This window comes from Priestia abyssalis (genome assembly GCF_002019595.1).
In the GTDB taxonomy this organism is placed as follows: domain Bacteria; phylum Bacillota; class Bacilli; order Bacillales; family Bacillaceae_H; genus Bacillus_BA; species Bacillus_BA abyssalis.
Map to the genome: position 1 here is coordinate 378,191 of NZ_KV917369.1, position 25,856 is coordinate 404,046.

Annotated in this window: 17 protein-coding genes, 18 tRNA genes, 3 rRNA genes and 1 other annotated feature; of the genes, 35 read left to right on the top strand and 3 right to left on the bottom strand. The window is 42.5% G+C overall.

The window, feature by feature from the left end:
- Positions 1-93: 93 nt before the first annotated feature.
- The 22 genes from clpB to BK575_RS01950 all read left to right on the top strand — a co-directional run bounded on the left by clpB (position 94) and on the right by BK575_RS01950 (position 10,541).
- Complete coding sequence (gene clpB / locus BK575_RS01845) at positions 94-2,697, top strand: ATP-dependent chaperone ClpB (protein WP_078408654.1); 2,604 nt, start codon at positions 94-96, stop codon at positions 2,695-2,697.
- Between the two features lie 348 nt (positions 2,698-3,045).
- A 16S ribosomal RNA gene (locus BK575_RS01850) occupies positions 3,046-4,595 on the top strand.
- 325 nt (positions 4,596-4,920) lie between these two features.
- Positions 4,921-7,852, top strand: a 23S ribosomal RNA gene (locus BK575_RS01855).
- A 271-nt stretch (positions 7,853-8,123) separates the two neighbouring features.
- Positions 8,124-8,239 (top strand): 5S ribosomal RNA (rrf, locus tag BK575_RS01860).
- Together the 16S, 23S and 5S rRNA genes with 18 tRNA genes alongside form the textbook arrangement of a ribosomal RNA operon.
- A 12-nt stretch (positions 8,240-8,251) precedes the next feature.
- Positions 8,252-8,326, top strand: a tRNA-Glu gene (locus tag BK575_RS01865).
- Between the two features lie 7 nt (positions 8,327-8,333).
- Positions 8,334-8,409 (top strand) — tRNA-Val (locus tag BK575_RS01870).
- Between the two features lie 7 nt (positions 8,410-8,416).
- Positions 8,417-8,491: transfer RNA gene (locus BK575_RS01875), tRNA-Gln, on the top strand.
- Positions 8,492-8,493: 2 nt separating this feature from the next.
- Positions 8,494-8,566 (top strand) — tRNA-Lys (locus tag BK575_RS01880).
- 4 nt (positions 8,567-8,570) lie between these two features.
- Positions 8,571-8,645: transfer RNA gene (locus BK575_RS01885), tRNA-Gly, on the top strand.
- A gap of 191 nt (positions 8,646-8,836) precedes the next feature.
- Positions 8,837-8,925, top strand: a tRNA-Leu gene (locus BK575_RS01890).
- Positions 8,926-9,062: 137 nt separating this feature from the next.
- Positions 9,063-9,139, top strand: a tRNA-Arg gene (locus BK575_RS01895).
- Between the two features lie 27 nt (positions 9,140-9,166).
- Positions 9,167-9,242 (top strand) — tRNA-Ala (locus BK575_RS01900).
- 1 nt (position 9,243) lies between these two features.
- A tRNA-Asn gene (locus BK575_RS01905) sits at positions 9,244-9,318 on the top strand.
- 29 nt (positions 9,319-9,347) lie between these two features.
- Positions 9,348-9,440 (top strand) — tRNA-Ser (locus BK575_RS01910).
- 38 nt (positions 9,441-9,478) lie between these two features.
- Positions 9,479-9,554, top strand: a tRNA-Asp gene (locus BK575_RS01915).
- A gap of 291 nt (positions 9,555-9,845) precedes the next feature.
- Positions 9,846-9,921 (top strand) — tRNA-Phe (locus BK575_RS01920).
- Between the two features lie 10 nt (positions 9,922-9,931).
- Positions 9,932-10,004: transfer RNA gene (locus BK575_RS01925), tRNA-Thr, on the top strand.
- 18 nt (positions 10,005-10,022) lie between these two features.
- Positions 10,023-10,107: transfer RNA gene (locus BK575_RS01930), tRNA-Tyr, on the top strand.
- An 8-nt stretch (positions 10,108-10,115) separates the two neighbouring features.
- A tRNA-Trp gene (locus tag BK575_RS01935) sits at positions 10,116-10,189 on the top strand.
- A 12-nt stretch (positions 10,190-10,201) separates the two neighbouring features.
- Positions 10,202-10,277 (top strand) — tRNA-His (locus tag BK575_RS01940).
- Positions 10,278-10,296: 19 nt separating this feature from the next.
- A tRNA-Gly gene (locus tag BK575_RS01945) sits at positions 10,297-10,370 on the top strand.
- Positions 10,371-10,467: 97 nt separating this feature from the next.
- Positions 10,468-10,541 (top strand) — tRNA-Ile (locus tag BK575_RS01950).
- A gap of 218 nt (positions 10,542-10,759) precedes the next feature.
- Here the strand turns inward: BK575_RS01950 and BK575_RS01955 are convergent.
- Positions 10,760-10,945 (bottom strand): YjzD family protein, encoded by a 186-nt coding sequence (locus BK575_RS01955; RefSeq protein ID WP_078408655.1) that lies wholly within the window; start codon positions 10,943-10,945, stop codon positions 10,760-10,762.
- A 486-nt stretch (positions 10,946-11,431) separates the two neighbouring features.
- Between BK575_RS01955 and BK575_RS29255 the strand changes: the two genes are divergently transcribed.
- From BK575_RS29255 to BK575_RS01975, 5 genes are all read left to right on the top strand, one after another.
- Entirely contained in the window at positions 11,432-11,560 is a 129-nt protein-coding gene (locus BK575_RS29255; protein ID WP_268877698.1) for a hypothetical protein, read from the top strand.
- A gap of 97 nt (positions 11,561-11,657) precedes the next feature.
- Positions 11,658-12,392 carry an alpha/beta hydrolase gene (locus tag BK575_RS01960; protein WP_078408656.1) on the top strand — a complete coding sequence of 245 codons (735 nt, stop codon included), beginning with the start codon at positions 11,658-11,660 and terminating at the stop codon, positions 12,390-12,392.
- Between the two features lie 61 nt (positions 12,393-12,453).
- Positions 12,454-13,341 carry an NAD-dependent epimerase/dehydratase family protein gene (locus BK575_RS01965; protein ID WP_078408657.1) on the top strand — a complete coding sequence of 296 codons (888 nt, stop codon included), beginning with the start codon at positions 12,454-12,456 and terminating at the stop codon, positions 13,339-13,341.
- Positions 13,342-13,618: 277 nt separating this feature from the next.
- Positions 13,619-14,572: a BMP family ABC transporter substrate-binding protein gene (locus tag BK575_RS01970; protein WP_078408658.1), complete on the top strand. Its 954-nt coding sequence runs from the start codon at positions 13,619-13,621 to the stop codon at positions 14,570-14,572.
- Between the two features lie 76 nt (positions 14,573-14,648).
- The gene (locus BK575_RS01975) at positions 14,649-14,840 is read left to right on the top strand and encodes a ComZ family protein (RefSeq protein ID WP_028398384.1); all 192 of its coding nucleotides are present in this window, start codon (positions 14,649-14,651) and stop codon (positions 14,838-14,840) included.
- Between the two features lie 322 nt (positions 14,841-15,162).
- On the opposite strand, the gene BK575_RS01980 is transcribed toward BK575_RS01975, so the two are convergent.
- Positions 15,163-15,381: a hypothetical protein gene (locus BK575_RS01980; RefSeq protein ID WP_078408659.1), complete on the bottom strand. Its 219-nt coding sequence runs from the start codon at positions 15,379-15,381 to the stop codon at positions 15,163-15,165.
- A 195-nt stretch (positions 15,382-15,576) separates the two neighbouring features.
- Between BK575_RS01980 and BK575_RS01985 the strand changes: the two genes are divergently transcribed.
- The 5 genes from BK575_RS01985 (at position 15,577) to BK575_RS02005 (ending at position 20,197) form a co-directional block, all read left to right on the top strand.
- Entirely contained in the window at positions 15,577-16,509 is a 933-nt protein-coding gene (locus BK575_RS01985) for a beta-ketoacyl-ACP synthase III (protein WP_078408660.1), read from the top strand.
- A 99-nt stretch (positions 16,510-16,608) separates the two neighbouring features.
- Entirely contained in the window at positions 16,609-17,850 is a 1,242-nt protein-coding gene (gene fabF / locus BK575_RS01990) for a beta-ketoacyl-ACP synthase II (RefSeq protein ID WP_078408661.1), read from the top strand.
- A gap of 230 nt (positions 17,851-18,080) precedes the next feature.
- Positions 18,081-18,869, top strand: coding sequence for a DUF2268 domain-containing putative Zn-dependent protease (locus BK575_RS01995; RefSeq protein WP_078408662.1), 789 nt, complete (start codon positions 18,081-18,083; stop codon positions 18,867-18,869).
- A 282-nt stretch (positions 18,870-19,151) separates the two neighbouring features.
- Positions 19,152-19,373 (top strand): hypothetical protein, encoded by a 222-nt coding sequence (locus BK575_RS02000; RefSeq protein WP_078408663.1) that lies wholly within the window; start codon positions 19,152-19,154, stop codon positions 19,371-19,373.
- 74 nt (positions 19,374-19,447) lie between these two features.
- Complete coding sequence (locus BK575_RS02005) at positions 19,448-20,197, top strand: YjbA family protein (RefSeq protein WP_078408664.1); 750 nt, start codon at positions 19,448-19,450, stop codon at positions 20,195-20,197.
- Positions 20,198-20,310: 113 nt separating this feature from the next.
- On the opposite strand, the gene trpS is transcribed toward BK575_RS02005, so the two are convergent.
- Complete coding sequence (gene trpS / locus BK575_RS02010) at positions 20,311-21,297, bottom strand: tryptophan--tRNA ligase (protein ID WP_078408665.1); 987 nt, start codon at positions 21,295-21,297, stop codon at positions 20,311-20,313.
- Positions 21,298-21,361: 64 nt separating this feature from the next.
- Positions 21,362-21,589: a binding site (T-box leader), on the bottom strand.
- A 641-nt stretch (positions 21,590-22,230) separates the two neighbouring features.
- Here trpS and BK575_RS02015 point away from each other — a divergent pair.
- The 3 genes from BK575_RS02015 to BK575_RS02025 all read left to right on the top strand — a co-directional run bounded on the left by BK575_RS02015 (position 22,231) and on the right by BK575_RS02025 (position 25,854).
- Positions 22,231-23,883, top strand: a complete 1,653-nt coding sequence (locus BK575_RS02015; RefSeq protein WP_078408666.1) for a peptide ABC transporter substrate-binding protein — start codon at positions 22,231-22,233, stop codon at positions 23,881-23,883.
- Between the two features lie 114 nt (positions 23,884-23,997).
- A complete protein-coding gene (locus tag BK575_RS02020; RefSeq protein WP_078408667.1) occupies positions 23,998-24,933 on the top strand; it encodes an ABC transporter permease in 936 nt (311 codons plus the stop codon).
- 3 nt (positions 24,934-24,936) lie between these two features.
- The gene (locus BK575_RS02025) at positions 24,937-25,854 is read left to right on the top strand and encodes an ABC transporter permease (protein ID WP_078408668.1); all 918 of its coding nucleotides are present in this window, start codon (positions 24,937-24,939) and stop codon (positions 25,852-25,854) included.
- Positions 25,855-25,856: the final 2 nt, after the last annotated feature.

The following is a 25,856-nucleotide window of genomic DNA, read 5'->3' on the forward strand; positions in this document are numbered from 1 at the left end:
ACTCGTTGCCAGACGAGTTTTCTTTTTGTGTAAAAGTAGGTATAATATAAACAAAAGTCAGAAATGGTCAAATGATTTTGGGAGGTTTTTTGTATGGATATGAACAGAATGACGCAAAAACTGCAAGAAGCCTTTATAGAGGCACAATCATTTGCTATACAAAAACATCATCAAGAAATTGACATTGCCCATTTAGTATGGTCTTTAGTCAATCAACAAGATGGGATTGGCCCCAGAATATTAGAAGCCATGGATATTTCCTGCGAAGCATTTAAGGAACAGATGCTGAAAATGTTAAAAAAGCGTCCTGTTGTCACAGGGACTGGTGCTGAAACAGGAAAAATATATATTACAAATCAGTTGCAGCAGGTGCTAATAAAGTCAGAGCAAGAAGCTCATCAATTACAGGATGAATTTGTATCGGTGGAGCATGTATTCTTAGCCTTAACAGATTCAACTTCTTCAGATATAAAATCGCTATTCTCTCGTCATAGAATAACGAGAGATCGACTAGTGCAAATATTAAAAGTCATTAGGGGGAATCAGCGCGTGACTAGTCAAAATCCAGAAGCTACATATGAAGCATTAAAAAAATACGGACGAGATTTAGTAGCTGATGTACGTTCCGGAAAGATTGATCCCGTTATTGGTCGAGACAGCGAAATCCGCCGGGTTATTCGCATTTTATCGCGCAAGACGAAAAATAATCCCGTATTAATTGGAGAGCCGGGTGTTGGTAAAACAGCCATTGTTGAAGGATTGGCTCAGCGGATTGTTAGGCGGGATGTACCGGAGGGACTGAAAGACAAAACCATTTTTGCTTTAGATATGGGGGCACTTGTAGCCGGAGCCAAATTTCGGGGAGAATTTGAGGAGCGTTTAAAAGCAGTGTTACAGGAAGTGAAGAAAAGCGAAGGGAGAGTGTTACTCTTCATTGACGAACTACATACGATTGTAGGGGCAGGGCGTACGGATGGAGCAATGGATGCAGGAAATCTATTGAAACCTATGCTTGCAAGAGGAGAGCTGCATTGTATAGGTGCTACAACAATTGATGAGTATCGTCAGTATATCGAAAAAGATGCGGCTTTAGAGCGTCGATTCCAACAAGTGGTTGTAAGCGAACCGACAGTGGAAGATACGATTTCCATTTTGCGCGGGTTAAAGGAACGCTTTGAAATCCATCATGGAGTTAATATTCATGATCGTGCTCTCGTTGCTGCAGCCACTATGTCTAATCGTTATATTACTGATCGATTCCTGCCAGATAAAGCCATCGACCTTATCGATGAAGCATGTGCGACCATTCGCACTGAAATTGATTCCATGCCTTCAGAATTGGATGAAGTCACACGGCGATTGATGCAGCTGCAAATTGAAGAAGCGGCTTTAAAAAAGGAAACAGACCAAATGAGCAAGGAACGCTTAGAGGCTATTAATAAGGAAATTGCCAATTTACAAGGAAAAGTTCATGTTATGCAACTTCAGTGGGAGCATGAAAAGAAATCCATTCAAACAATCCAAGAAGCACGTGAAAAATTGGAGAAAACGAAACGTGATTTAGAAGAAGCAGAAAATCAATATGATTTAAACAGGGCGGCAGAACTCCGACACGGAATCATTCCGCTATTAGAAAAGGAAATAAAAGAGATGGAACAATCCTCTATTAACAATCAAGCTGAAAACCGATTATTACGTGAGGAAGTAACGGAGGAAGAAATTGCCGAGATTGTAGGGCGGTGGACAGGGATTCCCGTTTCCAAGCTTGTGGAGGGAGAACGGGAAAAACTTTTACGCCTTGAATCGATTCTTCATGAACGTGTCATCGGGCAAGATGAGGCTGTTTCCCTTGTTACGGACGCAGTATTACGTGCCCGTGCTGGTATTAAAGATCCCAATCGCCCAATCGGTTCCTTTATTTTTCTTGGTCCGACGGGGGTGGGGAAAACAGAGTTGGCCAAAACATTGGCTCAAGCGCTATTTGATAGTGAAGAACATATTATCCGAATCGATATGTCGGAATATATGGAAAAACATGCTGTTTCCCGTTTGATTGGGGCACCTCCCGGATATGTAGGCTATGAAGAAGGAGGTCAATTAACAGAGGCTGTTCGTCGTAACCCTTATTCTGTGATCTTGCTGGATGAAATCGAAAAGGCCCATCCGGAGGTTTTTAATGTTCTATTGCAAATGCTTGATGATGGTCGTGTTACCGATTCAAAGGGAAAAACAGTTGATTTTAAAAATACGGTTATTATTATGACATCGAATATCGGATCGCATTATTTATTGGAGGGTGTTACAGAACAAGGGGATATTAAGGAAGAAGCGAAAGAACAAGTGCTGTCTCAGTTGCGGAGCCATTTCCGTCCTGAGTTTTTAAATCGAGTGGATGATCTTATTTTATTTAAGCCTCTTGCTGCGAAAGAGATAATAGGAATTGTGGAAAAACTGTTAAAGCATCTTGAAATTAGATTAGCAGATCGTCATATTACGTTTAAATTGACAGATGCTGCAAAAAATTACATTGCAACAGCGGCTTTTGATCCGGTATACGGAGCAAGACCATTAAAACGATATATTCAAAAACATATAGAAACTAAATTGGCACGGGAATTGATTGCAGGAAAAATCCATGATCATGATGAACTAATCATCGACGTGGCAAACGATGCTTTTGTCATTCAACGGTTATAGTAAAAAGAGACGGATCTTACCGTCTCTTTTTGCGTGAAAATCTATTACTTATCGGACAACATCCTTTTTAAGTTTTAGGCAAAACAAAGCGCCAATTATTAGGTAATTATAAAAAAAGGAAGATATATTGAAAAATATTATTGACGATAAAGATTTGAGGTGATATATTATATTCCTGTCAGCAAAACAAATTATATGTTGGGAAAACAAATAAAAAAGTTGTTGACTTGATTGGTAGTAAATGATATGATAAAAAAGTCGCTTCGGAGCGATAGTGAACTTTGAAAACTGAACAAAACAAAAAAACGTCAACGTTAATTCTATTTTATTATGAGCAAGTCAAACATTTCTTCGGAGAGTTTGATCCTGGCTCAGGACGAACGCTGGCGGCGTGCCTAATACATGCAAGTCGAGCGGACAGATGGGAGCTTGCTCCCTGAAGTCAGCGGCGGACGGGTGAGTAACACGTGGGCAACCTGCCTGTAAGACTGGGATAACTTCGGGAAACCGGAGCTAATACCGGATAACACCGAGGACCACATGGTCCTTGGTTGAAAGATGGCTTCGGCTATCACTTACAGATGGGCCCGCGGCGCATTAGCTAGTTGGTGAGGTAACGGCTCACCAAGGCAACGATGCGTAGCCGACCTGAGAGGGTGATCGGCCACACTGGGACTGAGACACGGCCCAGACTCCTACGGGAGGCAGCAGTAGGGAATCTTCCGCAATGGACGAAAGTCTGACGGAGCAACGCCGCGTGAGCGATGAAGGCCTTCGGGTCGTAAAGCTCTGTTGTTAGGGAAGAACAAGTACCAGAGTAACTGCTGGTACCTTGACGGTACCTAACCAGAAAGCCACGGCTAACTACGTGCCAGCAGCCGCGGTAATACGTAGGTGGCAAGCGTTGTCCGGAATTATTGGGCGTAAAGCGCGCGCAGGCGGTTCCTTAAGTCTGATGTGAAAGCCCACGGCTCAACCGTGGAGGGTCATTGGAAACTGGGGAACTTGAGTGCAGAAGAGGAAAGCGGAATTCCACGTGTAGCGGTGAAATGCGTAGAGATGTGGAGGAACACCAGTGGCGAAGGCGGCTTTCTGGTCTGTAACTGACGCTGAGGCGCGAAAGCGTGGGGAGCAAACAGGATTAGATACCCTGGTAGTCCACGCCGTAAACGATGAGTGCTAAGTGTTAGGGGGTTTCCGCCCCTTAGTGCTGCAGCTAACGCATTAAGCACTCCGCCTGGGGAGTACGGCCGCAAGGCTGAAACTCAAAGGAATTGACGGGGGCCCGCACAAGCGGTGGAGCATGTGGTTTAATTCGAAGCAACGCGAAGAACCTTACCAGGTCTTGACATCCTCTGACAACTCTAGAGATAGAGCGTTCCCCTTCGGGGGACAGAGTGACAGGTGGTGCATGGTTGTCGTCAGCTCGTGTCGTGAGATGTTGGGTTAAGTCCCGCAACGAGCGCAACCCTTGATCTTAGTTGCCAGCATTTAGTTGGGCACTCTAAGGTGACTGCCGGTGACAAACCGGAGGAAGGTGGGGATGACGTCAAATCATCATGCCCCTTATGACCTGGGCTACACACGTGCTACAATGGACGGTACAAAGAGTCGCAAGACCGCGAGGTGGAGCTAATCTCATAAAACCGTTCTCAGTTCGGATTGCAGGCTGCAACTCGCCTGCATGAAGCCGGAATCGCTAGTAATCGCGGATCAGCATGCCGCGGTGAATACGTTCCCGGGCCTTGTACACACCGCCCGTCACACCACGAGAGTTTGCAACACCCGAAGTCGGTGAGGTAACCGTAAGGAGCCAGCCGCCTAAGGTGGGGTAGATGATTGGGGTGAAGTCGTAACAAGGTAGCCGTATCGGAAGGTGCGGCTGGATCACCTCCTTTCTAAGGATTTTTACAAGAGTCGTTGACGAAACGTTTTGTTCAGTTTTGAGAGTTCATTCTCTCAAAATAGAGATGAATAACTTATCTTATCTTGCATAAGATATTTTTTATCTCTTGCTATGTTTGTTCCTTGAAAACTAGATAACAGTAATAGCTGAGGAAAGTGAAAACTTTTCTAAACATAAATCCTTTGTCAATGAACAAAGGGAAAAGAGAAGCGAGAAGTTCGAGGCGGCGAAGTTTCGAGCAGCACAGCGTATTTATATACGTGAGCAGCGCAGAAACGAAGCCAACGAAGAAATTCGACGCTAATCTTTTACCGCAAGGTTAAGTTAGAAAGGGCGCACGGTGGATGCCTTGGCACTAGGAGCCGATGAAGGACGGGACTAACACCGATATGCTTCGGGGAGCTGTAAGTGAGCTTTGATCCGGAGATTTCCGAATGGGGAAACCCACTGTTCGTAATGGAACAGTATCTTTATCTGAATACATAGGATATTGATGGCAGACCCGGGGAACTGAAACATCTAAGTACCCGGAGGAAGAGAAAGCAATTGCGATTTCCTGAGTAGCGGCGAGCGAAACGGAATTAGCCCAAACCAAGAGGCTTGCCTCTTGGGGTTGTAGGACACTCTATACGGAGTTACAAAGGAACGGAGTAGACGAAGAGGTCTGGAAAGGCCCGTCAAAGAAGGTAACAACCCTGTAGTTGAAACTTCGTTCCCTCTTGAGTGGATCCTGAGTACGGCGGGACACGTGAAATCCCGTCGGAAGCTGGGAGGACCATCTCCCAAGGCTAAATACTCCCTAGTGACCGATAGTGAACCAGTACCGTGAGGGAAAGGTGAAAAGCACCCCGGAAGGGGAGTGAAAGAGAACCTGAAACCGTGTGCCTACAAGTAGTCAGAGCCCGTTAACGGGTGATGGCGTGCCTTTTGTAGAATGAACCGGCGAGTTACGATCCCATGCAAGGTTAAGTTGAAGAGACGGAGCCGCAGCGAAAGCGAGTCTGAATAGGGCGAATGAGTATGTGGTCGTAGACCCGAAACCAGGTGATCTACCCATGTCCAGGGTGAAGTCCAGGTAACACTGGATGGAGGCCCGAACCCACGCACGTTGAAAAGTGCGGGGATGAGGTGTGGGTAGCGGAGAAATTCCAATCGAACTTGGAGATAGCTGGTTCTCTCCGAAATAGCTTTAGGGCTAGCCTCAAGATAAGAGTCTCGGAGGTAGAGCACTGATTGGACTAGGGGCCCCCAACGGGTTACCGAATTCAGTCAAACTCCGAATGCCGATGACTTATTCTTGGGAGTCAGACTGCGAGTGATAAGATCCGTAGTCAAGAGGGAAACAGCCCAGACCACCAGCTAAGGTCCCAAAGTATACGTTAAGTGGAAAAGGATGTGGAGTTGCTTAGACAACCAGGATGTTGGCTTAGAAGCAGCCACCATTTAAAGAGTGCGTAATAGCTCACTGGTCGAGTGACTCTGCGCCGAAAATGTACCGGGGCTAAACGTATCACCGAAGCTGTGGATTGACATCTGCGATGTCAGTGGTAGGAGAGCGTTCTAAGGGCGGTGAAGCTAGACCGTAAGGACTGGTGGAGCGCTTAGAAGTGAGAATGCCGGTATGAGTAGCGAAAGACAAGTGAGAATCTTGTCCACCGTATGCCTAAGGTTTCCTGAGGAAGGCTCGTCCGCTCAGGGTTAGTCGGGACCTAAGCCGAGGCCGAAAGGCGTAGGCGATGGATAACAGGTTGATATTCCTGTACTACCTCCCCACCGTTTGAGCAATGGGGGGACGCAGAAGGATAGGGTAAGCGCGCTGTTGGATATGCGCGTCCAAGCAGTAAGGCTGGTGAATAGGCAAATCCGTTCACCGTAAGGCTGAGCTGTGATGGCGAGGGAAATAGAGTACCGAAGTTCCTGATTTCACGCTGCCAAGAAAAGCCTCTAGCGAGGTGGGAGGTACCCGTACCGCAAACCGACACAGGTAGGCGAGGAGAGAATCCTAAGGTGTTCGAGAGAACTCTCGTTAAGGAACTCGGCAAAATGACCCCGTAACTTCGGGAGAAGGGGTGCTCTGATAGGGTGCAAGCCCGAGAGAGCCGCAGTGAATAGGCCCAGGCGACTGTTTAGCAAAAACACAGGTCTCTGCGAAGCCGTAAGGCGAAGTATAGGGGCTGACACCTGCCCGGTGCTGGAAGGTTAAGGGGAGAGGTTAGCGCAAGCGAAGCTTTGAACCGAAGCCCCAGTAAACGGCGGCCGTAACTATAACGGTCCTAAGGTAGCGAAATTCCTTGTCGGGTAAGTTCCGACCCGCACGAAAGGTGTAACGATCTGGGCACTGTCTCAACGAGAGACTCGGTGAAATTATAGTACCTGTGAAGATGCAGGTTACCCGCGACAGGACGGAAAGACCCCGTGGAGCTTTACTGTAGCCTGATATTGAATTTTGGTACAGCTTGTACAGGATAGGTAGGAGCCTTGGAAGCCGGAGCGCTAGCTTCGGTGGAGGCGTCGGTGGGATACTACCCTGGCTGTATTGAAATTCTAACCCGCACCCCTCATCGGGGTGGGAGACAGTGTCAGGTGGGCAGTTTGACTGGGGCGGTCGCCTCCTAAAATGTAACGGAGGCGCCCAAAGGTTCCCTCAGAATGGTTGGAAATCATTCGTAGAGTGTAAAGGCACAAGGGAGCTTGACTGCGAGACCTACAAGTCGAGCAGGGACGAAAGTCGGGCTTAGTGATCCGGTGGTTCCGCATGGAAGGGCCATCGCTCAACGGATAAAAGCTACCCCGGGGATAACAGGCTTATCTCCCCCAAGAGTCCACATCGACGGGGAGGTTTGGCACCTCGATGTCGGCTCATCGCATCCTGGGGCTGTAGTCGGTCCCAAGGGTTGGGCTGTTCGCCCATTAAAGCGGTACGCGAGCTGGGTTCAGAACGTCGTGAGACAGTTCGGTCCCTATCCGTCGCGGGCGCAGGAAATTTGAGAGGAGCTGTCCTTAGTACGAGAGGACCGGGATGGACGCACCGCTGGTGTACCAGTTGTCTTGCCAAAGGCATCGCTGGGTAGCTATGTGCGGACGGGATAAGTGCTGAAAGCATCTAAGCATGAAGCCCCCCTCAAGATGAGATTTCCCATAGCGTCAAGCTAGTAAGATCCCTGAAAGATGATCAGGTTGATAGGTCAGAGATGGAAGCGTGGCGACATGTGGAGTTGACTGATACTAATCGATCGAGGACTTAACCTAAAGAAAAGCGAAGGCGACTGTTCAATCTTGAGAGACGTTGGAGCTTCTGAACGGGAAACCGCTTTTTGGTTTCATGGGCAGAAGTGAAACGGCCGAAAGATTAGGAACCGTAGCTGGACAATGAAGAAAAGTAAAGCAATACTCAGCAGCTCGTTATCTAGTTTTGAAGGAATAACCTTTGATATTCTGTCTGCACTTGCGTCTGCAAGTGGATTCAAGGAAGAAAGATTCCTCAGTGCAAGCCTGCAGAGATGTAAACTCATGCAGTAGGCTTGGTGATGATGGCGAAGAGGTCACACCCGTTCCCATGCCGAACACGGAAGTTAAGCTCTTCAGCGCCGATGGTAGTTGGGGGTTTCCCCCTGTGAGAGTAGGACGTTGCCAGGCTTTTTTAAATGTGGCCCGTTGGTCAAGCGGTTAAGACACCGCCCTTTCACGGCGGTAACACGGGTTCGAATCCCGTACGGGTCACCATTATAGTGGAGGATTAGCTCAGCTGGGAGAGCACCTGCCTTACAAGCAGGGGGTCGGCGGTTCGATCCCGTCATCCTCCACCATTCATATTGGGCTATAGCCAAGCGGTAAGGCAACGGACTTTGACTCCGTCATGCGTTGGTTCGAATCCAGCTAGCCCAGCCAAAGAGCCATTAGCTCAGTCGGTAGAGCATCTGACTTTTAATCAGAGGGTCGAAGGTTCGAGTCCTTCATGGCTCATTTCGCGGAAGTAGTTCAGTGGTAGAACACCACCTTGCCAAGGTGGGGGTCGCGGGTTCGAATCCCGTCTTCCGCTCCAATTAAGGAACGAAGACTAAGAACGCAACGTCCTGTTGCAACGTCTTCATTTGTACATCCATGTACGTCAAGTGTAGGCGACTGTTCAGCCTTGAGAGGCGTTGGAGCTTCGGATATAGAAACCGCTTTTTGGTTTCAATAGCAGAAGTGAAACGACCGAAAGGTTAGGAGCCGAAACTAGACATTGTAAGTGCCGGGGTGGCGGAACTGGCAGACGCACAGGACTTAAAATCCTGCGGTAGGTGACTACCGTACCGGTTCGATTCCGGTCCTCGGCACCAATTAAGAAAAGCGGAGAAAGCCCGCTTAAACCGATAGGATGTTGGAGCTTCTGAGAAGGAGTCGTTTTTTGACTGCGCAGGAAGAAGTAAAACAGCCGTACGGTTTGGCTTTCGCAGCTAGACAATGAATAAAATATGCGCCCGTAGCTCAATTGGATAGAGCGTCTGACTACGGATCAGAAGGTTATGGGTTCGACTCCTGTCGGGCGCGCCATATTATAAGAAAGAATTAGAGAATAAAGGGGCCTTAGCTCAGCTGGGAGAGCGCCTGCCTTGCACGCAGGAGGTCAGCGGTTCGATCCCGCTAGGCTCCACCATTCCACAGTAGCTCAGTGGTAGAGCAATCGGCTGTTAACCGATTGGTCGCAGGTTCGAGTCCTGCCTGTGGAGCCAATTTATTTTTATGGATTTTATAATAATGTGGAGGAATACCCAAGTCCGGCTGAAGGGATCGGTCTTGAAAACCGACAGGGGTGTAACAGCTCGCGGGGGTTCGAATCCCTCTTCCTCCGCCACTTATTCTAATTCATGTTTAATAAATTATTTTTAAGGTGGTCCCGTGGTGTAGTGGTTAACATGCCTGCCTGTCACGCAGGAGATCGCGGGTTCGAGTCCCGTCGGGACCGCCATTTTCTATGTAAGATATACAATGTTAATTTTAAAAGAGTTGAGAGAAACGAGAAGTTCGAGGAAGAAATCGAGCAAGCACCGCAGCGTATTTGCATACGTGAGGATGTGAGCGAGCGAGGCTGACAAAGAAATTCGACGTTTATCGCAAGCCATACCATGGCTCGGTAGCTCAGTTGGTAGAGCAGCGTAAACATCCATGAATAGTCATCAATGTAGCTGCGAGAAAGACCGTAAGGTACGACGAGCAAAGAGAAAAGCTAATACTCAGAAAGAAAATTTCAAATTACCATGGCTCGGTAGCTCAGTTGGTAGAGCAAAGGACTGAAAATCCTTGTGTCGGCGGTTCGATTCCGTCCCGAGCCACCATTTTATTGATGCCGGTGTAGCTCAATTGGTAGAGCAACTGACTTGTAATCAGTAGGTTGGGGGTTCAAGTCCTCTCGCCGGCATCTTTTATGTAAATAAATGGAGGGGTAGCGAAGTGGCTAAACGCGGCGGACTGTAAATCCGCTCCCTCAGGGTTCGGCGGTTCGAATCCGTCCCCCTCCACCATTTTATATAGGGGCATAGTTTAACGGTAGAACAGAGGTCTCCAAAACCTCCGGTGTGGGTTCGATTCCTACTGCCCCTGCCAAAAAAAAATATGGCGGTTGTGGCGAAGTGGTTAACGCACCAGATTGTGGCTCTGGCACTCGTGGGTTCGATTCCCATCAATCGCCCCATGAATAGAGATAAATATAAGCGGGTGTAGTTTAATGGTAAAACCTCAGCCTTCCAAGCTGATGTCGTGAGTTCGATTCTCATCACCCGCTCCAATTGAAGGAACGAAGACTAAGAGCGCAACGTCTTCATTTGTACATCCTCGTATTTCAAGCGAAAGCGACTGTTCAAACTTTGACAGGTGGAAAATACGGGCCTATAGCTCAGCTGGTTAGAGCGCACGCCTGATAAGCGTGAGGTCGATGGTTCGAGTCCATTTAGGCCCATTAAAAGCAAGAAACGTTATCAGTGTGGTTTCGTGTAAAAAGAAGCATTGAATGATTCAATGCTTCTTTTTATTGTGACTAAAAACCTTTTTGACTTGCCTTTGAGGAAGGCTAACTTTATTTGACCATTTTAAAAGTCAGATGTTCCAAAAGCAACAATGTTTGCAAAAACAGCCATTAAAAAAAGAAGCTGCTGAGAAATTCTCAGCAGCTTCTTTTTAATGATGATCTACTGGTTCGTTTGGAATCAGCGCTTCTCCCAGGATAATCACAAAAACGGAGAAAACAACTGAAATAATTGAAGCGATTACAAAGTCATATGTAAAACCTTGCATAGAGCTAACAACATATGCGGACATGTTGATAAGAACTAAACTCCAAAAGAATGTCCAAAAAATACGCATTTTTTCACCTCCATTGCACAAAATACGCCAGCGAAAACCTATGAAGTTGTACGGTTATATAAACAAAAGGTACTGTAACAAAGGCATCGCCTTTTACCTTCGTTTCCGAATTCATCATGATCTCCTCGTATCTTAGCTTAATTACAGTTTGCTTCTATTTTATCATAATAGTACTTCTTAATAAATGTCTATTTGTTGTCATATGTTAGTTCCACATGAGATTTTCTCGAAATAAGGACAGATAAAAAAGCTTATGAATGCCGTAGTAAAAAGCAATATATCGAATAACGGAAACTTTTATCTAGAAAGGGATTAATATCTAATAAAGCAGGATAAAATGATTGTAATAAAATGCATGAGCAGTGAAAGTTAAAGAGAAATTTGCATAAAATGATAAAGGAAACTTCCATCAGTGGGGGGCTTACTACCTGTTAATGCGAGATAAAACAGTTATAAAGAAAAAGAGATATAGGGCGGTGAGAAGGGATGAATAAAGAAGAGGTGAACGAACTGGATTTATTATTGGATCAGGATCTTTCTAATTTAACTGATTTAGGAATGGAGACGTTAGAAAGGCTAAAAGCAGCAAAGGAAAAAAAAGAGGGGGAGAAATAGTGTGAAAAATGGGCATTCCCCCTTTCTTTTTTTCTTTTCGGTCATACACTGCTATTATCCGTAAAAGATGTATTTTAAGAATCGGAGGACTTATTGGATGAATGCCCGCTTTTTTAGTTTGGATAACCAATGGAATGTCGTTCATCTTCCCAACCGCCCCAATGGTTTTGGAGTGTTAGTGTTGGGGGACAAGGAACATTTTGTAGAGGGGTCTACAAGCTTATGGATTCAGCACACGGGGAGAAGGCAGCTTATACAGTCTCTCTTGGACAAAGGGTATACAGTATTTTATTCTAATTTATACGGCCGTCACTGGGGGAGCGATAAAGCGTTGCGGTTAGCGAAACAGCTTTATCACTTAATCATGAAGCAAGAGATTTTGAATAAACAGATTCATCTCTTAGCTGAAGGAATGGGAGCACTGCTGGCACTAAAATTGATAGAGAATAATGAAGATTGCTTTCGATGTGCCGCATTTTTAAATCCATGCCTTGATTTTCAAGCATATTGGGAACAAGAAAAACAAAATAAGTTTTTCTATAAGCGGCTTGTAAAAGAAATTAAACAAGCTTACGGGATAGAAGAAAGTTTGATTGATGAGTGGATTAAAGGATTACCAAAGCTAACAGACTATCAGTCCGTAATTTCTTTGAAAATATGGGCGATGACAAATAATATGAGCCATTATCCAATTCTTCACAGCAAACATTATGAGGAACATCGTCAAAGGTTGGGAGCGCCTCTCTCTCTCTCTCTTTATCTGCCGGAAAAGCAATTTTTATTTGAACGATCACTTGTACATTTCTTTGAAGAAAATCAAAAAGTGTTATAAGAGTGCCTCTTTGATTATACATATCTAAGAGGCTATTTTATTTTGACGGGGGACAATAACAATGGAAAAGGTAGCGGTGATCGGAGCTAATCGATTTGTGGGATTTTGCTTATGTGATCATTTTTTAAAAGAAGGAATGGAGGTAACAGGCTATACACATCAAGCTCACGAGAAGGAAATGATGCTCCAAGATGAAATGGAGATGTTTTTGGGGAGAAGCTCAAACTTTACAGTTAACAAGGTTGAAGACAGGGAGTCGTTATTTGATCCAACAGACCAATTCGATGTCATTTATTTTACGTATTTCGATCAAGGAGATTTTCAGGATGCTTCATTTTTTCGAGAAAAAATGAAGCAGGCACATCAAGTGCTCATTAAATGTATTTCTTATTGCCTTCAGTCAAAAACAAAGCTGATTTTTGCTTCCTCGATGAGAGTGTTCGGAAGTCACCAAGTAATAACCAGCGAAGATGTGATACCTGAACCTGACCATAGTGAAGGGAGATTATTTCTACACCTTGAAAAAATGGTAAACAAGTTTTCAACTGAAAAACTGCCGCATGTTATTATTCGTATTCCAACTGTGTATGGACCATGGCAGCCTTTGGCAGCATCTTATCAGCAGGCATGCGTTCAACATGTCATAAAAAATCACTCTGTCATTTCTATTGAGGAAGACAGAAGAGATGTACTGTTTATTGACGATGTTGTACAATCTCTTGCTAATTATGGGAAGTATTCTCCTTCTTCCATTATTCATTTCTTCAGTGGCAAAATGAATGAATGGGAACAGGGAGCACAGTTGCTTCAAATTTCTTATGAACCGATGAGAAGCATTGAAATAAACAAAAAAGCGGGAAGTTTTTCCTCTCATACAGGAATTGAAGAGGGTATTAGAAGACAAAAGATTCATACAAGACAAATACTGTCACGGTATCGTTTTCGGTAAAGGGAAATTTTTCTTTTACAAAAAAGGAATTAGCAAGGTAAAATTAAAAAAGGCATAATAAAGGGTCAGGAAACGCCTTCGTGAGTTGCCGCGTAAAGTTTCTCACAAATATAAGAGGCCTAAGGGGGGACATCGTTTGTCAAAACTTGCAACATGATAAAAATGAGCCTCGGTACTCGCTCGTATATAAAAGAGGAAGAGCTGCTCGACATAAAACGTTCTACATTAAATGTTTTTATGGATTTTTATGAAGTTTTGGCAACGAGACAAAATGAAAATGAATAAGCCGATTTGGTTATTCGTTTTTATTCTCCTTCTTTTATCTGGTTGTGGACAACCTATGAAGGGAGAATTAAAAAACGTCGGTCTGTTAGTTCCTGAAACTATTAATGATCAAGTATGGGGGACAAAGGGCTATACAGGTCTGCTGGGCATACAATCTTCCTTTGGAAACGATGTATTCTATAAAGAACATATGGATTCAGAAGAAGTTGTCAGGAAGGCTGTAAAGGAGTTTAACGAACGTGGCGTGAATTTAATATTCGGTCATGGCGATGAATATGCACAGTATTTTAATAATATAGGTGAGGAGTATCCACATATTCACTTTGTTTGTTTTAATGGAGATGCAAAAGCAAACAATGTGACCAGTTTAAATTTTGAAGCACATGCGATGGGCTTTTTTGGAGGCATGGTAGCAGGAAAGATGACTGAAACGAATAAGGTGGGAGTCATCTCTGCGTTTGAATGGCAGCCTGAAGTCAATGGCTTCTTTGAAGGGGCGCTGTATGAGAATTCTGAGGTTGATGTAAAAGTCCGGTTTGTTAAACATTGGGATGATGTAGAAACAGCCCTTGTCTTTTTGGAAGAAATGACAGCAGCCGGAGTAGATGTGGTCTACCCTGCTGGAGATGGATTCAATGTTCCGTTAATTGAACGATTGAAGGAAAAGGGATTATATGCCATAGGGTTTGTATCGGAACAGTCTGATTTAGGAGAAAATACAGTCTTGACAAGTACAGTGCAACATGTAGATCAACTGTATGAGTTGGTAGCGAATGAATATAATGTGGGGGGACTCCAGGGAGGAAACCTATTTTACGATTTTCAGGATGGAGTCATCTCTATGGGAGAATTCAGCCCTTTAGTGGATAAGGTATATCAAGAAAAGCTGGAAGAGTCCATTGAAACCTATAAAGAAAGCGGTAAGCTTCCTAATCAAGATTTTTAGCCCTGAAATAGGTGAATAACAAGAAAATATGATATGATATTGATTGCAAAAATTATCTGAAAAGGGGTTAGGCAAAATGGAACAACCGAACATGCAATTTATGCAAATCGCAATGAAATACTTGCCGGAAGCGAAGCAATTGCTCGACCAAACGGGAATTGAATTAAACATGGAACATATGCAGCCCGTGATGGCTTTGTTAACAAAAGTTATGTCTGATGCATATGAGCTAGGCAAAGAAGACGCGTTAAAAGAAACGAATCAATAACTAAGAAAAGCGTAAGCGCCTTGGTCAGCTCGTGAAGGAAATAGGGATTGACCCATAAGGCGCTTTTTGCCTTATGAGAGCAATCATCATTTCCACAGCGAGCTAGGCGCTGGAGCTGGACAACAAGAAAAGCGTAAGCGCCTTGGTCAGCTCGCGAAGGAAATAGGGATTGATCCATAAGGCGCTTTTTGCCTTATGAGAGCAATCATCATTTCCACAGCGAACTAGGCGCTGGAGCTGGACAACAAGAAAAGCGTAAGCGCCTTGGTCAAAGGAAGGTCAACAAAAAAAGCTATCTCATCCAAGTATGAGATAGCTTTTTTTATTTAGCTTTCTTTTGGAAAAGATCAAGCAAAGGAGACAGCTCCTTAATAACAGGCTTTAAACTTTGGAGAGAAACAGCAATTTCTTGACATTGACTCATAAGCTGATTCCAATCCACGTTTGCTAACGATGATTCCGAAAAGCCATCTTCTTTCTGTTCTCTTTTTCGAGAAGAACCAAACATTAACTGATTAAAACGGTTTTCCCTTTCTTGCAACGTATTCACCCCAGCTTGATTAAAAGTGACTAAATTTATCCTTCCGATAATACTACTATATGAAAAAGATGGGAAGGTGAATAAGACAAACACCTAGACAAATAAAAAAAAATACCTTAAAATTAGTACCAAGTCATAATAATTGATAATAGAATATATAAAGAGATTTAATCTTCAAATAAAGGAGATGCTAGTATGAACGCAGGTATAATCGGAGTCGGCCGTTATTTGCCGGAAAAGATTGTAACGAATGCTGATTTAGAAAAAATAATGGATACGTCTGATGAATGGATTCGTACAAGAACAGGGATTGAGGAACGGCGGATTGCATCAGATGATGTGGGAACGGCAGATATGGGCTATGAAGCGGCACAGAAGGCGTTGAAGGATGCCGGTTTGCGGCCTGAAGATCTTGATTTGATTATTGTATCGACCGTTACTCCTGATTATCCGTTCCCCTCAGCATCTTGTATGATTCAAGAAAAGCTTGGAGCGAAAAAAGCGGCAGCTTTTGATGTAAGCGCGGCATGTGCTGGATTCATGTACGGTATGATTACAGCAAAGCAGTTCATTGAAACGGGTGCGTATCAGTATGTACTTGTGGTTGGAGTCGAAAAGCTGTCTAACATTGTTAACTGGGAAGATCGTAATACGGCTGTATTGTTCGGAGATGGAGCGGGAGCAGTTGTCATGGGAGCCGTGAGCGAAGGGCGAGGTATATTATCATTTGAGCTCGGTGCAGATGGAACAGGTGGGAAATATCTTTATCAAGATGAATACATTGCAATGAATGGGCGAGAAGTATTTAAGTTTGCTGTTCGTCAAATGGGAGAATCCAGTGTTAATGTCATTGAAAAAGCGGGATTATCTAAAGAGGATGTAGATTTCCTCATTCCCCATCAAGCCAATATTCGTATTATGGAAGCGGCAAGGCAGCGTTTGGAGCTTCCTGAAGAGAAAATGTCAAAAACCATTCAATCATATGGAAACACTTCTGCAGCCTCGATTCCTATCTCAATGGTGGAAGAGCTGGAGAATGGAAAGATAAAAGAAGATGACGTCATTGTAATGGTTGGTTTTGGCGGCGGACTAACATGGGGAGCAATTGCCATTCGCTGGGGTAAATAATCATTTATCTAGTATGAATGGGCAGTGAGGTTTCTGCTGAGGAAGAATTTCCTTATTTACTTATACTTAGACAATTCAAATAAAGGAGATGTAGACAGCATGGAAAAAAAGCGTGTAGTTGTAACAGGATTAGGGGCAGTAACCCCGATAGGAAATGACGTTGAAACAGCTTGGTCAAATGCCATTGCCGGTGTTTCCGGAATTGGTCCGTTAACAAGGCTGAATGCCGATGAATACCCGGCGAAGGTAGCGGCACAATTAAAGGATTTTCAGCCTGAAAATTATTTTGATAAAAAAGAAGCACGGAAAATGGATCGTTTTACACAATATGCAGTAGCGGCTTCGCTAATGGCCGTCAAAGATGCACAACTTGAAATTACAGACGAAATCGCACCGCGTGTTGGCGTGTGGATTGGTTCTGGTATCGGGGGCATGGAAACCTTTGAACAACAGTATGAAATATTTCAGGAAAAAGGATATCGCCGTGTCAGTCCGTTTTTCGTACCGATGCTGATTCCAGATATGGCAACGGGGCAAGTATCCATTGCTTTAGGAGCAAAAGGGATGAACTCTTGTACCGTTACAGCGTGTGCGACAGGAACAAACTCTATTGGTGACGCTTTTAAGGTAATCCAGCGCGGAGATGCGGATGTAATGGTGACAGGAGGAACAGAAGCGCCAATTACGAAAATGTCTGTTGCAGGTTTCTGTGCGAACAAAGCTTTATCTACAAATCCTGATCCGGAAACGGCTTGTCGTCCGTTTGATCAAAACCGTGATGGTTTCATCATAGGAGAAGGTGCAGGTATTCTTGTGTTAGAAGAGTTAGAACATGCCCTTGCACGCGGAGCGAAAATCTATGCTGAAATCGTCGGTTACGGTGCGACAGGTGATGCCCATCATATTACAGCTCCAGCGCCGGGTGGTGAAGGCGGTGTGCGTGCGATGCGTCAGGCCATCAATGATGCAGGAATGCAGCCGAGTGACATTGACTATATTAATGCTCATGGTACGAGTACAGAATATAATGATAAATATGAAACCATGGCTATTAAAGAAGTATTCGGCGAGCATGCTTACAAGGTAGCGATCAGCTCAACCAAGTCTATGACCGGTCACTTGCTCGGTGCAGCAGGTGGTGTAGAAGCTATCTTCAGCATAAAAGCAATTGAAGAGGGAATCATTCCGCCAACCATTCATTATGAAACACCAGATCTGGAGTGTGATTTAGATTATGTTCCAAATAAAGCACGTAAACAAGAAGTAAAGGCAGTCCTCAGTAATTCACTCGGTTTTGGTGGTCATAACGCTACGATTATCTTAAAGAAATATGAACAGTAAATGCTATTTGATTCGAATGAATTAAAATACTAAGAACATGAAAATTAACATGAAGGCTGGATTAAACAAAACTGGTTCAAAGGAATGTTTTTCATTCATTTGAACCAGTTTTTTGTATTTCTCATTAAGCCCATAAATCCTTTCTTTCAGATACAGTTGTGCTTTATGAGGAAATTGCAGAATGAGGTGGCATATGATAGAAAAAAGGATCTTTGAGAAAGGAAGATTATATGCCTGTTATTTCCACAAATGAATGGTTAACTCATATGCTTAAGGATCCTCGTTCATTCGAGGAAAAGTTGGCGGTTTATTTTTCGGAATTTTCCTCAAAGGAAATGACTCGCTTACTGATTAGTCATGGAATGTTTCGAATAGGCGGAGAACCGCAAGAACAAATTGAAGCGTTTGTAAAAAAAAATTTATGGAAGAAAATCAATCCTCACTTTAAAAAACTTCAAAGGTTGTGGAATGGGCCTGATATTCCTGTTTTGCTATTTCCGTCAGATTCAAGGAATCGCCAAATCCAAAGAGAGTTTAATGGAAAATCGGGAGTAGCATTTTCAGATAAACTGTTTTTATTTGCAAGGGAAGATATAGAAGAGGCCGAACTGTTTGCCATTTTAACACATGAGTATCATCATATTTGCCGGCTGAAGGCTATGAGAAAAAAAGAAGAGGATTTGACTCTTCTTGATACATTAGTAATGGAAGGGTTGGCTGAACATGCCGTTAAAGAACAAGTGGGGGAAGCCTATCTTGCTCCTTGGACAAAATACTACAGTCGGGAGCGGGCTATGCAATTCTGGGAGAAGTACATCTATCCGAACCGGCATGTCAAAAAAGAAGAAAGAACACATGATGAGTTGCTTTATGGAATGAGATGGTACCCTAAGATGGTCGGATATAACGCCGGATACCACCTTGTTACAGACTATACAAAATCAAATCGTTTATCCTCTGCAAAACTAATGCATATTAGCAGTCAAGAAATAGCAGCTAATTCCGGATTTAAAAGATAAAAAGGCAGTTTGAAGATATATGAAGGTTAGAAACACCGATATGATCAGGGAACAACCATATTGGTGTTTTTCATTTGTGAGAGTAGGGATACGCAGACTCCAATCAAGTAAAAAAATCTTGTGTCCCGACACACGAGATAAAGGGAGAAGAGGAGGTTTAAAGATAGTCGGTAAATTATATGGGGGGGGGGAATATGGGCGCTGTATAGTTTCATATAATTTAGAAATGAGTGGGACAAGGGTGGCAAGGGAGAGATGAAAGATGATGGGGTTTGAAGGCAGTTGATTCGATTATTTCTGTTGTTAACAGGATTTGGATTCGCTGTAGTGGGCGGAGTCAGTGTTATTGCTTATTTGAATTTACTGACTGCAGGATATACTTATGAAGAATATTTTCATTATATTAAAACAAGACCTGAATGCTATTTGTCATTGTTAGGATTATTTTTTTTATACTTAGCCATTTATACATCACCGCCGACGAGAAAAGATAAGTACAATTAACATGATTTGGAATAAAATTACCTTTATATGCCTATACTGATTGTTAATAAACAGTTAGTAAGTGAGGGGTAAAAATGCTATATCTTCATGATGTATGGGTCAATTGGTTTGAAGGTGAGGAAAATGGTTATAATGTATGCAGTTTCCATGAATGGCGTAAAGATGATTGTGTCGAATTGCTTGACCAAGTTCCTTTATTGAAAGTACACCCACTGTTGTTTCACTACATTGAAAATGATTTATCCGAGTTACCTCAACCATTACTAAACGATGTGTTCCAAAAAGCATACATTCGGAAAAATCATGAGAGAATTCAGCTGGAGTATTGTTTTGTTGTAACAGATGGTCAAGGAATTATAGCAGTTGATACGATGGGCTATCAAATTCCTATTCGTAAAAGCCGGTTAATTCCGCGCCAAGAACAGCTTGTGTACGAAATGATTCAGGAACAAGATGTGATTGAATATGAATTTGATCAGCATGAACTTGAGAAAAAAGAGCATCATATTTTATCGCCGTCTCCAAACACGATGAGAGGCTTAACGAGGAAAGAACGTCAGTTAAAGCAACTGTTGTTTATGGCTCTGGATCAGCTTCATACATCGAAAAATGTTGCACAAGTCCGTTACTGGTATACAGAATGGAACCCGAGCCGGTATGAACAAACCCAGCAAATGTCGTTTGAAGAAGTATGGAAGAATTTATATGAGGATACGAAAGAAGGGTGGTCTGAGAAGCATATGTCTTTATGCGAAAACTTAATAAAGGGACAGCCTTTCTTCGAAAAATTATGGGAAATGGAACAAGAATCAAAAGTGAATTAAAAAGACGAGCGGATGAACCCGCTCGTCTTTTTAGATTTGGCTGTCCCATACCCCCTTGGTTTTCCAAGATTTTCATGACGCGGCCTTCTTGGAGATGATAAAAGTTCTACTTATTATTTTTTACGTCCAAGTCCCATCGCGTTTTTCATTTTACGAAGCATTTTATTGGCCGTTTGGTTGGCACGCTCTGCACCTTCATCCAAAATATCATCAAGCTTTGTCGATTCAATTAATTCATAATATGTTTCTTGAATCGGTGAAAGGGCTTTTACCACAATTTCTGCAGTATCGGTTTTGAAATCTCCATAGCCTTTTCCTTCATACATTGCTTCAATCTCTTCAATTGTTTTGTTTCCTAAAATCGAGTATATACCCATTAAATTAGAAATGCCTGCCTTGTTTTCTTTATCAAAACGGACGATTCCTTCTGAATCCGTCACGGCACTCTTAATTTTCTTTTCGATTGTTCTGGCATCATCAAGCATTGTAATGAATGCTTTTTGATTTGGATCAGATTTGCTCATCTTTTTATGCGGATCTTGTAATGACATGATACGAGCCCCAACTTTTGGAATACGTACTTCAGGAATCGTGAAAATGTCGTTATATTTTTTATTGAAACGCTCAGCTAAATCGCGGGTTAGTTCGAGATGTTGTTTTTGGTCTTCTCCAACAGGAACGATATCTGTCCCGTATAATAAAATATCGGCTGCCATTAACGGTGGGTATGTTAATAATCCTGCTGAAACGGCTTCTTTTCCTGCTGATTTGTCTTTAAATTGTGTCATGCGCTCAAGCTCTCCGATATATGACACACACTGAAGCAACCAGCCGGCCTCCGTATGCGCTGGAACTTCTGATTGGATAAAGAGAGTTGATTTGGTCGGATCGATGCCCACCGCGATATACAGGGCAGCCAAGCTGCGAATGTTTTTGCGAAGCTGCAAGCGGTCTTGCGGAACCGTAATGGCATGCTCATCGACAATACAGAAGTAACAATGGTAATCATTTTGCAATTCTACAAACTGCTTCAATGCCCCAATATAGTTTCCAAGTGTAATGGTACCGCTCGGTTGAATGCCGGAGAAGATAGTTTTCATAAATAATCATCCTTTCGTTTTAAATCTTTTGAAAAACAAAAAAGCCCATTCGTCGTCTAATAAAATTAGGGACGAATGGACCGCGTTGCCACCCTAGTTATTTTGAGGTTTTCTCAAAATCGCTCTGATCATGCTGAAGGAAGCATGATATTCGTTAACGCCGAAAATACGTTCAAGCATTTGACTTGAAAGCTCCAAAGCCCATTCCATACGGATGAATGTTTGTTCACACCAGCCACAAACTCTCTGAAAAGTCATCGTCATATGTACTCTTCTTTTTCTTTGCTTCAATATGATGGTATCTAAATGCTATTATAACGCGCTGAAATCAAAATGCAACATAGCTGTATGAAAGTATCAATATACAGAAAAAATATATTTTTTTGATTGTAACATTATTCCATTGAATCATTAATATATAGAGAAAATATATTTTTGTATTCGACAAAATACGACATTTATTTTTAGAAACCGCTTCCATTATATAATAATAAATGATTATTGTTCAAATAGAATAGATAAAAAGACATAATTTTTTAGGTTTTTTCACAAAGTAAACTTAATAAATTAATATTGCAATAAATTTTTAAACTATTTATAATAAACAGTAATAAATAAATTTTCACAAATAATTTACATTCCTTTAATTTTTCAGAAAAATAGAAAAAGACTCTGTTTTTAGTTTATTTATTCAAAAGATATTTTCTACATTTGATACATATGTACAAAAAGCAGAGAGAACATATTCGTGGTCGAATCAAGTGTAGAGGATGATCTCTTTACACTCATCTTTAGTTTATGACTGACTGAAAAAGTTAGATAATTCTATTAATACAGTCATTTCTATCAATTCGGAAATTGTTAAAGAGGAATATTATTTGAGTAAAAGTGGGGATTTATTTATTGACAAACTAATCATGTGGGGGGAAAAAAATGAAGAAAAGATTATCTGTTATGTTCAGCTTGCTTCTTGTCTTTTCTCTTTTCTTGTCAGCATGCGGTTTCAACAATGATTCTGCAAGCAAAGACGGAAAAGATGCTGGAAGCAAAGATGAAGGAGGAGCAGTTAAACAAGAACTTCGCGTAAACATCAAAACTGAGCCATTCTCATTACATCCAGGACTTGCGAATGATTCAGTATCAGGCGGCGTATTGCGTCAAACATTTGAAGGGTTAACTCGTATCGGACAAGATGATAAACCTGAAAATGCAATGGCAGAAGATGTGCAAGTAAGTGAAGACGGCAAGACATATACATTCAAAATCCGTAAAGATGCTACTTGGACGAATGGTGATCCAGTTATCGCAAAGGATTTTGAATATGCGTGGAAATGGGTATTAGATCCAGCTCATGAATCTCAATATTCATATCAGCTTTATTATTTGAAAAATGGTCAAGCTGCAAATGAAGGTAAAGTTCCAGTTGACCAAGTAGGAGTTAAAGCGATTGATGAAAAAACGTTAGAAGTACAGCTTGAAAACCCGACTCCTTATTTTTTAGAGTTAACAGCGTTCTACACATATTTGCCTGTTAACAGCAAAATTGCGGAAGCAAATGACAAGTGGCATACAAATGCGGGTGAAAACTATACATCCAACGGTCCGTTCAAAATGACCACTTGGGATCACAGCAACAAAATCGTATTAGAGAAAAACGATACGTATTGGGATAAAGATGCTGTAAAGCTGGAAAAAATCGACATGTACATGGTAAATGACAACAACACTGAATTATCCATGTTCGAAAGCGGCGACTTAGACTGGGCAGGTATGCCAACAGGTCAATTACCGGTTGAAGCGATTCCACAATTAAAAGATTCTGGTAAACTTCAAATTCAAGCAATCGCAGGTACTTACTGGTACAAATTTAATACAGAGCAAAAACCGTTAGACAACGTGAACATCCGTAAAGCGTTAGCATATGCAATCAACCGTAAAGGGATTACAGAAAACATCACAAAAGATGGCGTCATCCCGGCAATGGCTGCTGTACCACCGACAATGTTTGAAGAAAATGAAAAAGGTTACTTCAAAGATAATGATGTAGAGAAAGCAAAAGAATACCTTCAAAAAGGTCTAGAAGAAATGGGCTTAAAAGATGTATCTGAATTACCGGCTATCAAGCTTTCTTACAATACAGATGATAAGCATGCGAAAATTGCACAAGCTATTCAAAACATGTGGAAAGAAAACTTAGGCGTAAAAGTAGACCTTGATAACGCTGAATGGGCAGTGTACATTGAAAAATTACATCGCGGCGATTACCAAATCGGCCGTATGGGTTGGTTAGGTGATTTCAATGATCCGATCAACTTCCTAGAGCTTTACCGTGATAAAGAAGGCGGAAATAATGATACAAACTGGGAAAACCCAGAGTACAAACAATTGTTACTTGATTCTGCCAAGGAGCAAGATGTTGAAAAACGTGAGGAAATGTTAAAACAAGCGGAAGCAATCTTAATGGATGAAATGCCGATTGCTCCAATTTACTTCTACACAAACACTTGGGTACAAGTAGACAACTTAAAAGATGTACAAGTATCCGGTCTTGGCGATGCTCAATTTAAATGGGCTCACTTTGAGTAAAATTTAAAGATGGTGTAAAACAAATAAGCTATCACAACGGAAAGGTATATGGGGATTCTCCATATACTTTTCTTTCTGATAAGATCTATTTGTTAAATTATGGAGGTGTTACGTGTGCTTAAGTATATCGGCAAGCGTTTGCTGTATATGTTTCTATCTCTTTTCTTAATTATTACAGCAACGTTTTTCTTAATGAGAGCTGCTCCAGGGGGACCTTTTACATCTGAGAAGCAATTGCCTCCGGAGATTGAGAAAAACTTAAACGCATATTACGGACTAGATCAACCATGGTACATGCAATATGTAGACTATTTAACGTCTATTGCGCAATGGGATTTCGGTCCATCTTTTAAATATAAAGGACAAACGGTAAATGACTTAATTAACAGCGGATTTCCAGTATCTTTTACTCTTGGAATGGAGGCCATTTTCTTAGCATTGGCGTTTGGGGTATTGCTGGGAGTCATTGCTGCACTGAATCATAATAAATGGCAGGACTACACGGCCATGGTTATTGCGGTTCTCGGAATCTCTGTACCAAGCTTCATTATGGCAACAGTTCTCCAATATTTTTTAGCAATGAAACTTGGAATGTTTCCGGTTGCACGCTGGGAATCATGGGCGCATACATTTTTGCCTGCTTTAGCTTTAGCTTCTACACCAATGGCTTTTATCGCTCGTTTAACACGTTCAAGCATGCTTGAGGTATTGAGTAATGACTATATCAAGACAGCAAAAGCGAAAGGATTAAGTAAACCGGTCATTACGGTAAAGCATGCCATTCGAAATGCAATGCTGCCGGTTGTATCATATTTAGGACCGCTCGCTGCGGGAGTATTGACGGGAAGTTTCGTTATCGAAAAAATCTTCGGTATCCCGGGACTTGGATCTCACTTTGTCACAAGTATCTCAAACCGCGATTATACGACAATTATGGGTGTAACGGTGTTTTACAGTATTTTATTACTTTTATGTATCCTTCTCGTTGATATCGCATACGGACTTATCGATCCGCGAATCAAGCTGACAGGCGGAAAGAAAGGAGAGTAAACAATGCAGCAAATTCCAAAAGATATGTTTCAGCCTGCTACGGTTGATTTAAGTGAAGCAGAAAAAATCTCGAAGCCTAGTCTTTCATTTTGGAAAGATGTATCTCTTCGTTTTCGTAAAAATAAATTAGCGATGTTTGGGGTTGTGTTGCTCGTCCTCCTTCTATTCATGGCTGCTTTTGGACCGATGATGACAAAATATGATTATGCAACGAATGATTTAATGAGTACAAACCAGGCACCGTCTAGTGAACACTGGTTCGGAACAGATGAATTGGGGCGCGATGTCTTTACCCGTACATGGATCGGGGCGCGAATTTCATTATTTATTGGTTTATCAGCCGCACTGATCGATCTAGTGATCGGAGTCATTTGGGGCAGTATCGCCGGCTACCGCGGCGGTCGTACAGATGAAGCGATGATGCGCTTTGCTGATATTTTATGGGGTGTACCGTACTTATTGCTCGTTATTTTATTGATGGTAGTATTAGACCAAGGGTTAGGAACCATGATTTTGGCGATGACCATTACGGGTTGGATTAACATGGCGCGTATTGTGCGCGGACAAGTTTTACAGTTGAAAGGCCAGGAATATGTATTAGCTTCTCAAACGTTGGGGGCAGATACGAAGCGCATTTTATTTAAACATTTAATTCCAAATGCGATGGGGCCTATCTTAGTTACCATGACATTAACGATTCCATCGGCTATTTTTACAGAGGCTTTCTTGAGCTACTTAGGTTTGGGTGTACCAGCACCATTGGCAAGTTGGGGAACGATGGCATCTGAAGGATTGCCAGCCTTGCAATATTATCCATGGCGCTTATTCTTCCCGGCTACATTTATCTGTTTAACTATTTTCGCATTCAACGTAATCGGTGACGGTTTACGTGACGCACTAGATCCAAGATTACGCAAATAAGG

Coding starts and splice junctions, on each gene's coding strand:
- clpB (WP_078408654.1), top strand. CDS start 94: ATGGATATGAACAGAATGACGCAAAAACTGCAAGAAGCCTTTATAGAG.
- BK575_RS01955 (WP_078408655.1), bottom strand. CDS start 10,945: ATGCGTATTTTTTGGACATTCTTTTGGAGTTTAGTTCTTATCAACATG.
- BK575_RS29255 (WP_268877698.1), top strand. CDS start 11,432: ATGAATAAAGAAGAGGTGAACGAACTGGATTTATTATTGGATCAGGAT.
- BK575_RS01960 (WP_078408656.1), top strand. CDS start 11,658: ATGAATGCCCGCTTTTTTAGTTTGGATAACCAATGGAATGTCGTTCAT.
- BK575_RS01965 (WP_078408657.1), top strand. CDS start 12,454: ATGGAAAAGGTAGCGGTGATCGGAGCTAATCGATTTGTGGGATTTTGC.
- BK575_RS01970 (WP_078408658.1), top strand. CDS start 13,619: ATGAATAAGCCGATTTGGTTATTCGTTTTTATTCTCCTTCTTTTATCT.
- BK575_RS01975 (WP_028398384.1), top strand. CDS start 14,649: ATGGAACAACCGAACATGCAATTTATGCAAATCGCAATGAAATACTTG.
- BK575_RS01985 (WP_078408660.1), top strand. CDS start 15,577: ATGAACGCAGGTATAATCGGAGTCGGCCGTTATTTGCCGGAAAAGATT.
- fabF (WP_078408661.1), top strand. CDS start 16,609: ATGGAAAAAAAGCGTGTAGTTGTAACAGGATTAGGGGCAGTAACCCCG.
- BK575_RS01995 (WP_078408662.1), top strand. CDS start 18,081: ATGCCTGTTATTTCCACAAATGAATGGTTAACTCATATGCTTAAGGAT.
- BK575_RS02005 (WP_078408664.1), top strand. CDS start 19,448: ATGCTATATCTTCATGATGTATGGGTCAATTGGTTTGAAGGTGAGGAA.
- trpS (WP_078408665.1), bottom strand. CDS start 21,297: ATGAAAACTATCTTCTCCGGCATTCAACCGAGCGGTACCATTACACTT.
- BK575_RS02015 (WP_078408666.1), top strand. CDS start 22,231: ATGAAGAAAAGATTATCTGTTATGTTCAGCTTGCTTCTTGTCTTTTCT.
- BK575_RS02025 (WP_078408668.1), top strand. CDS start 24,937: ATGCAGCAAATTCCAAAAGATATGTTTCAGCCTGCTACGGTTGATTTA.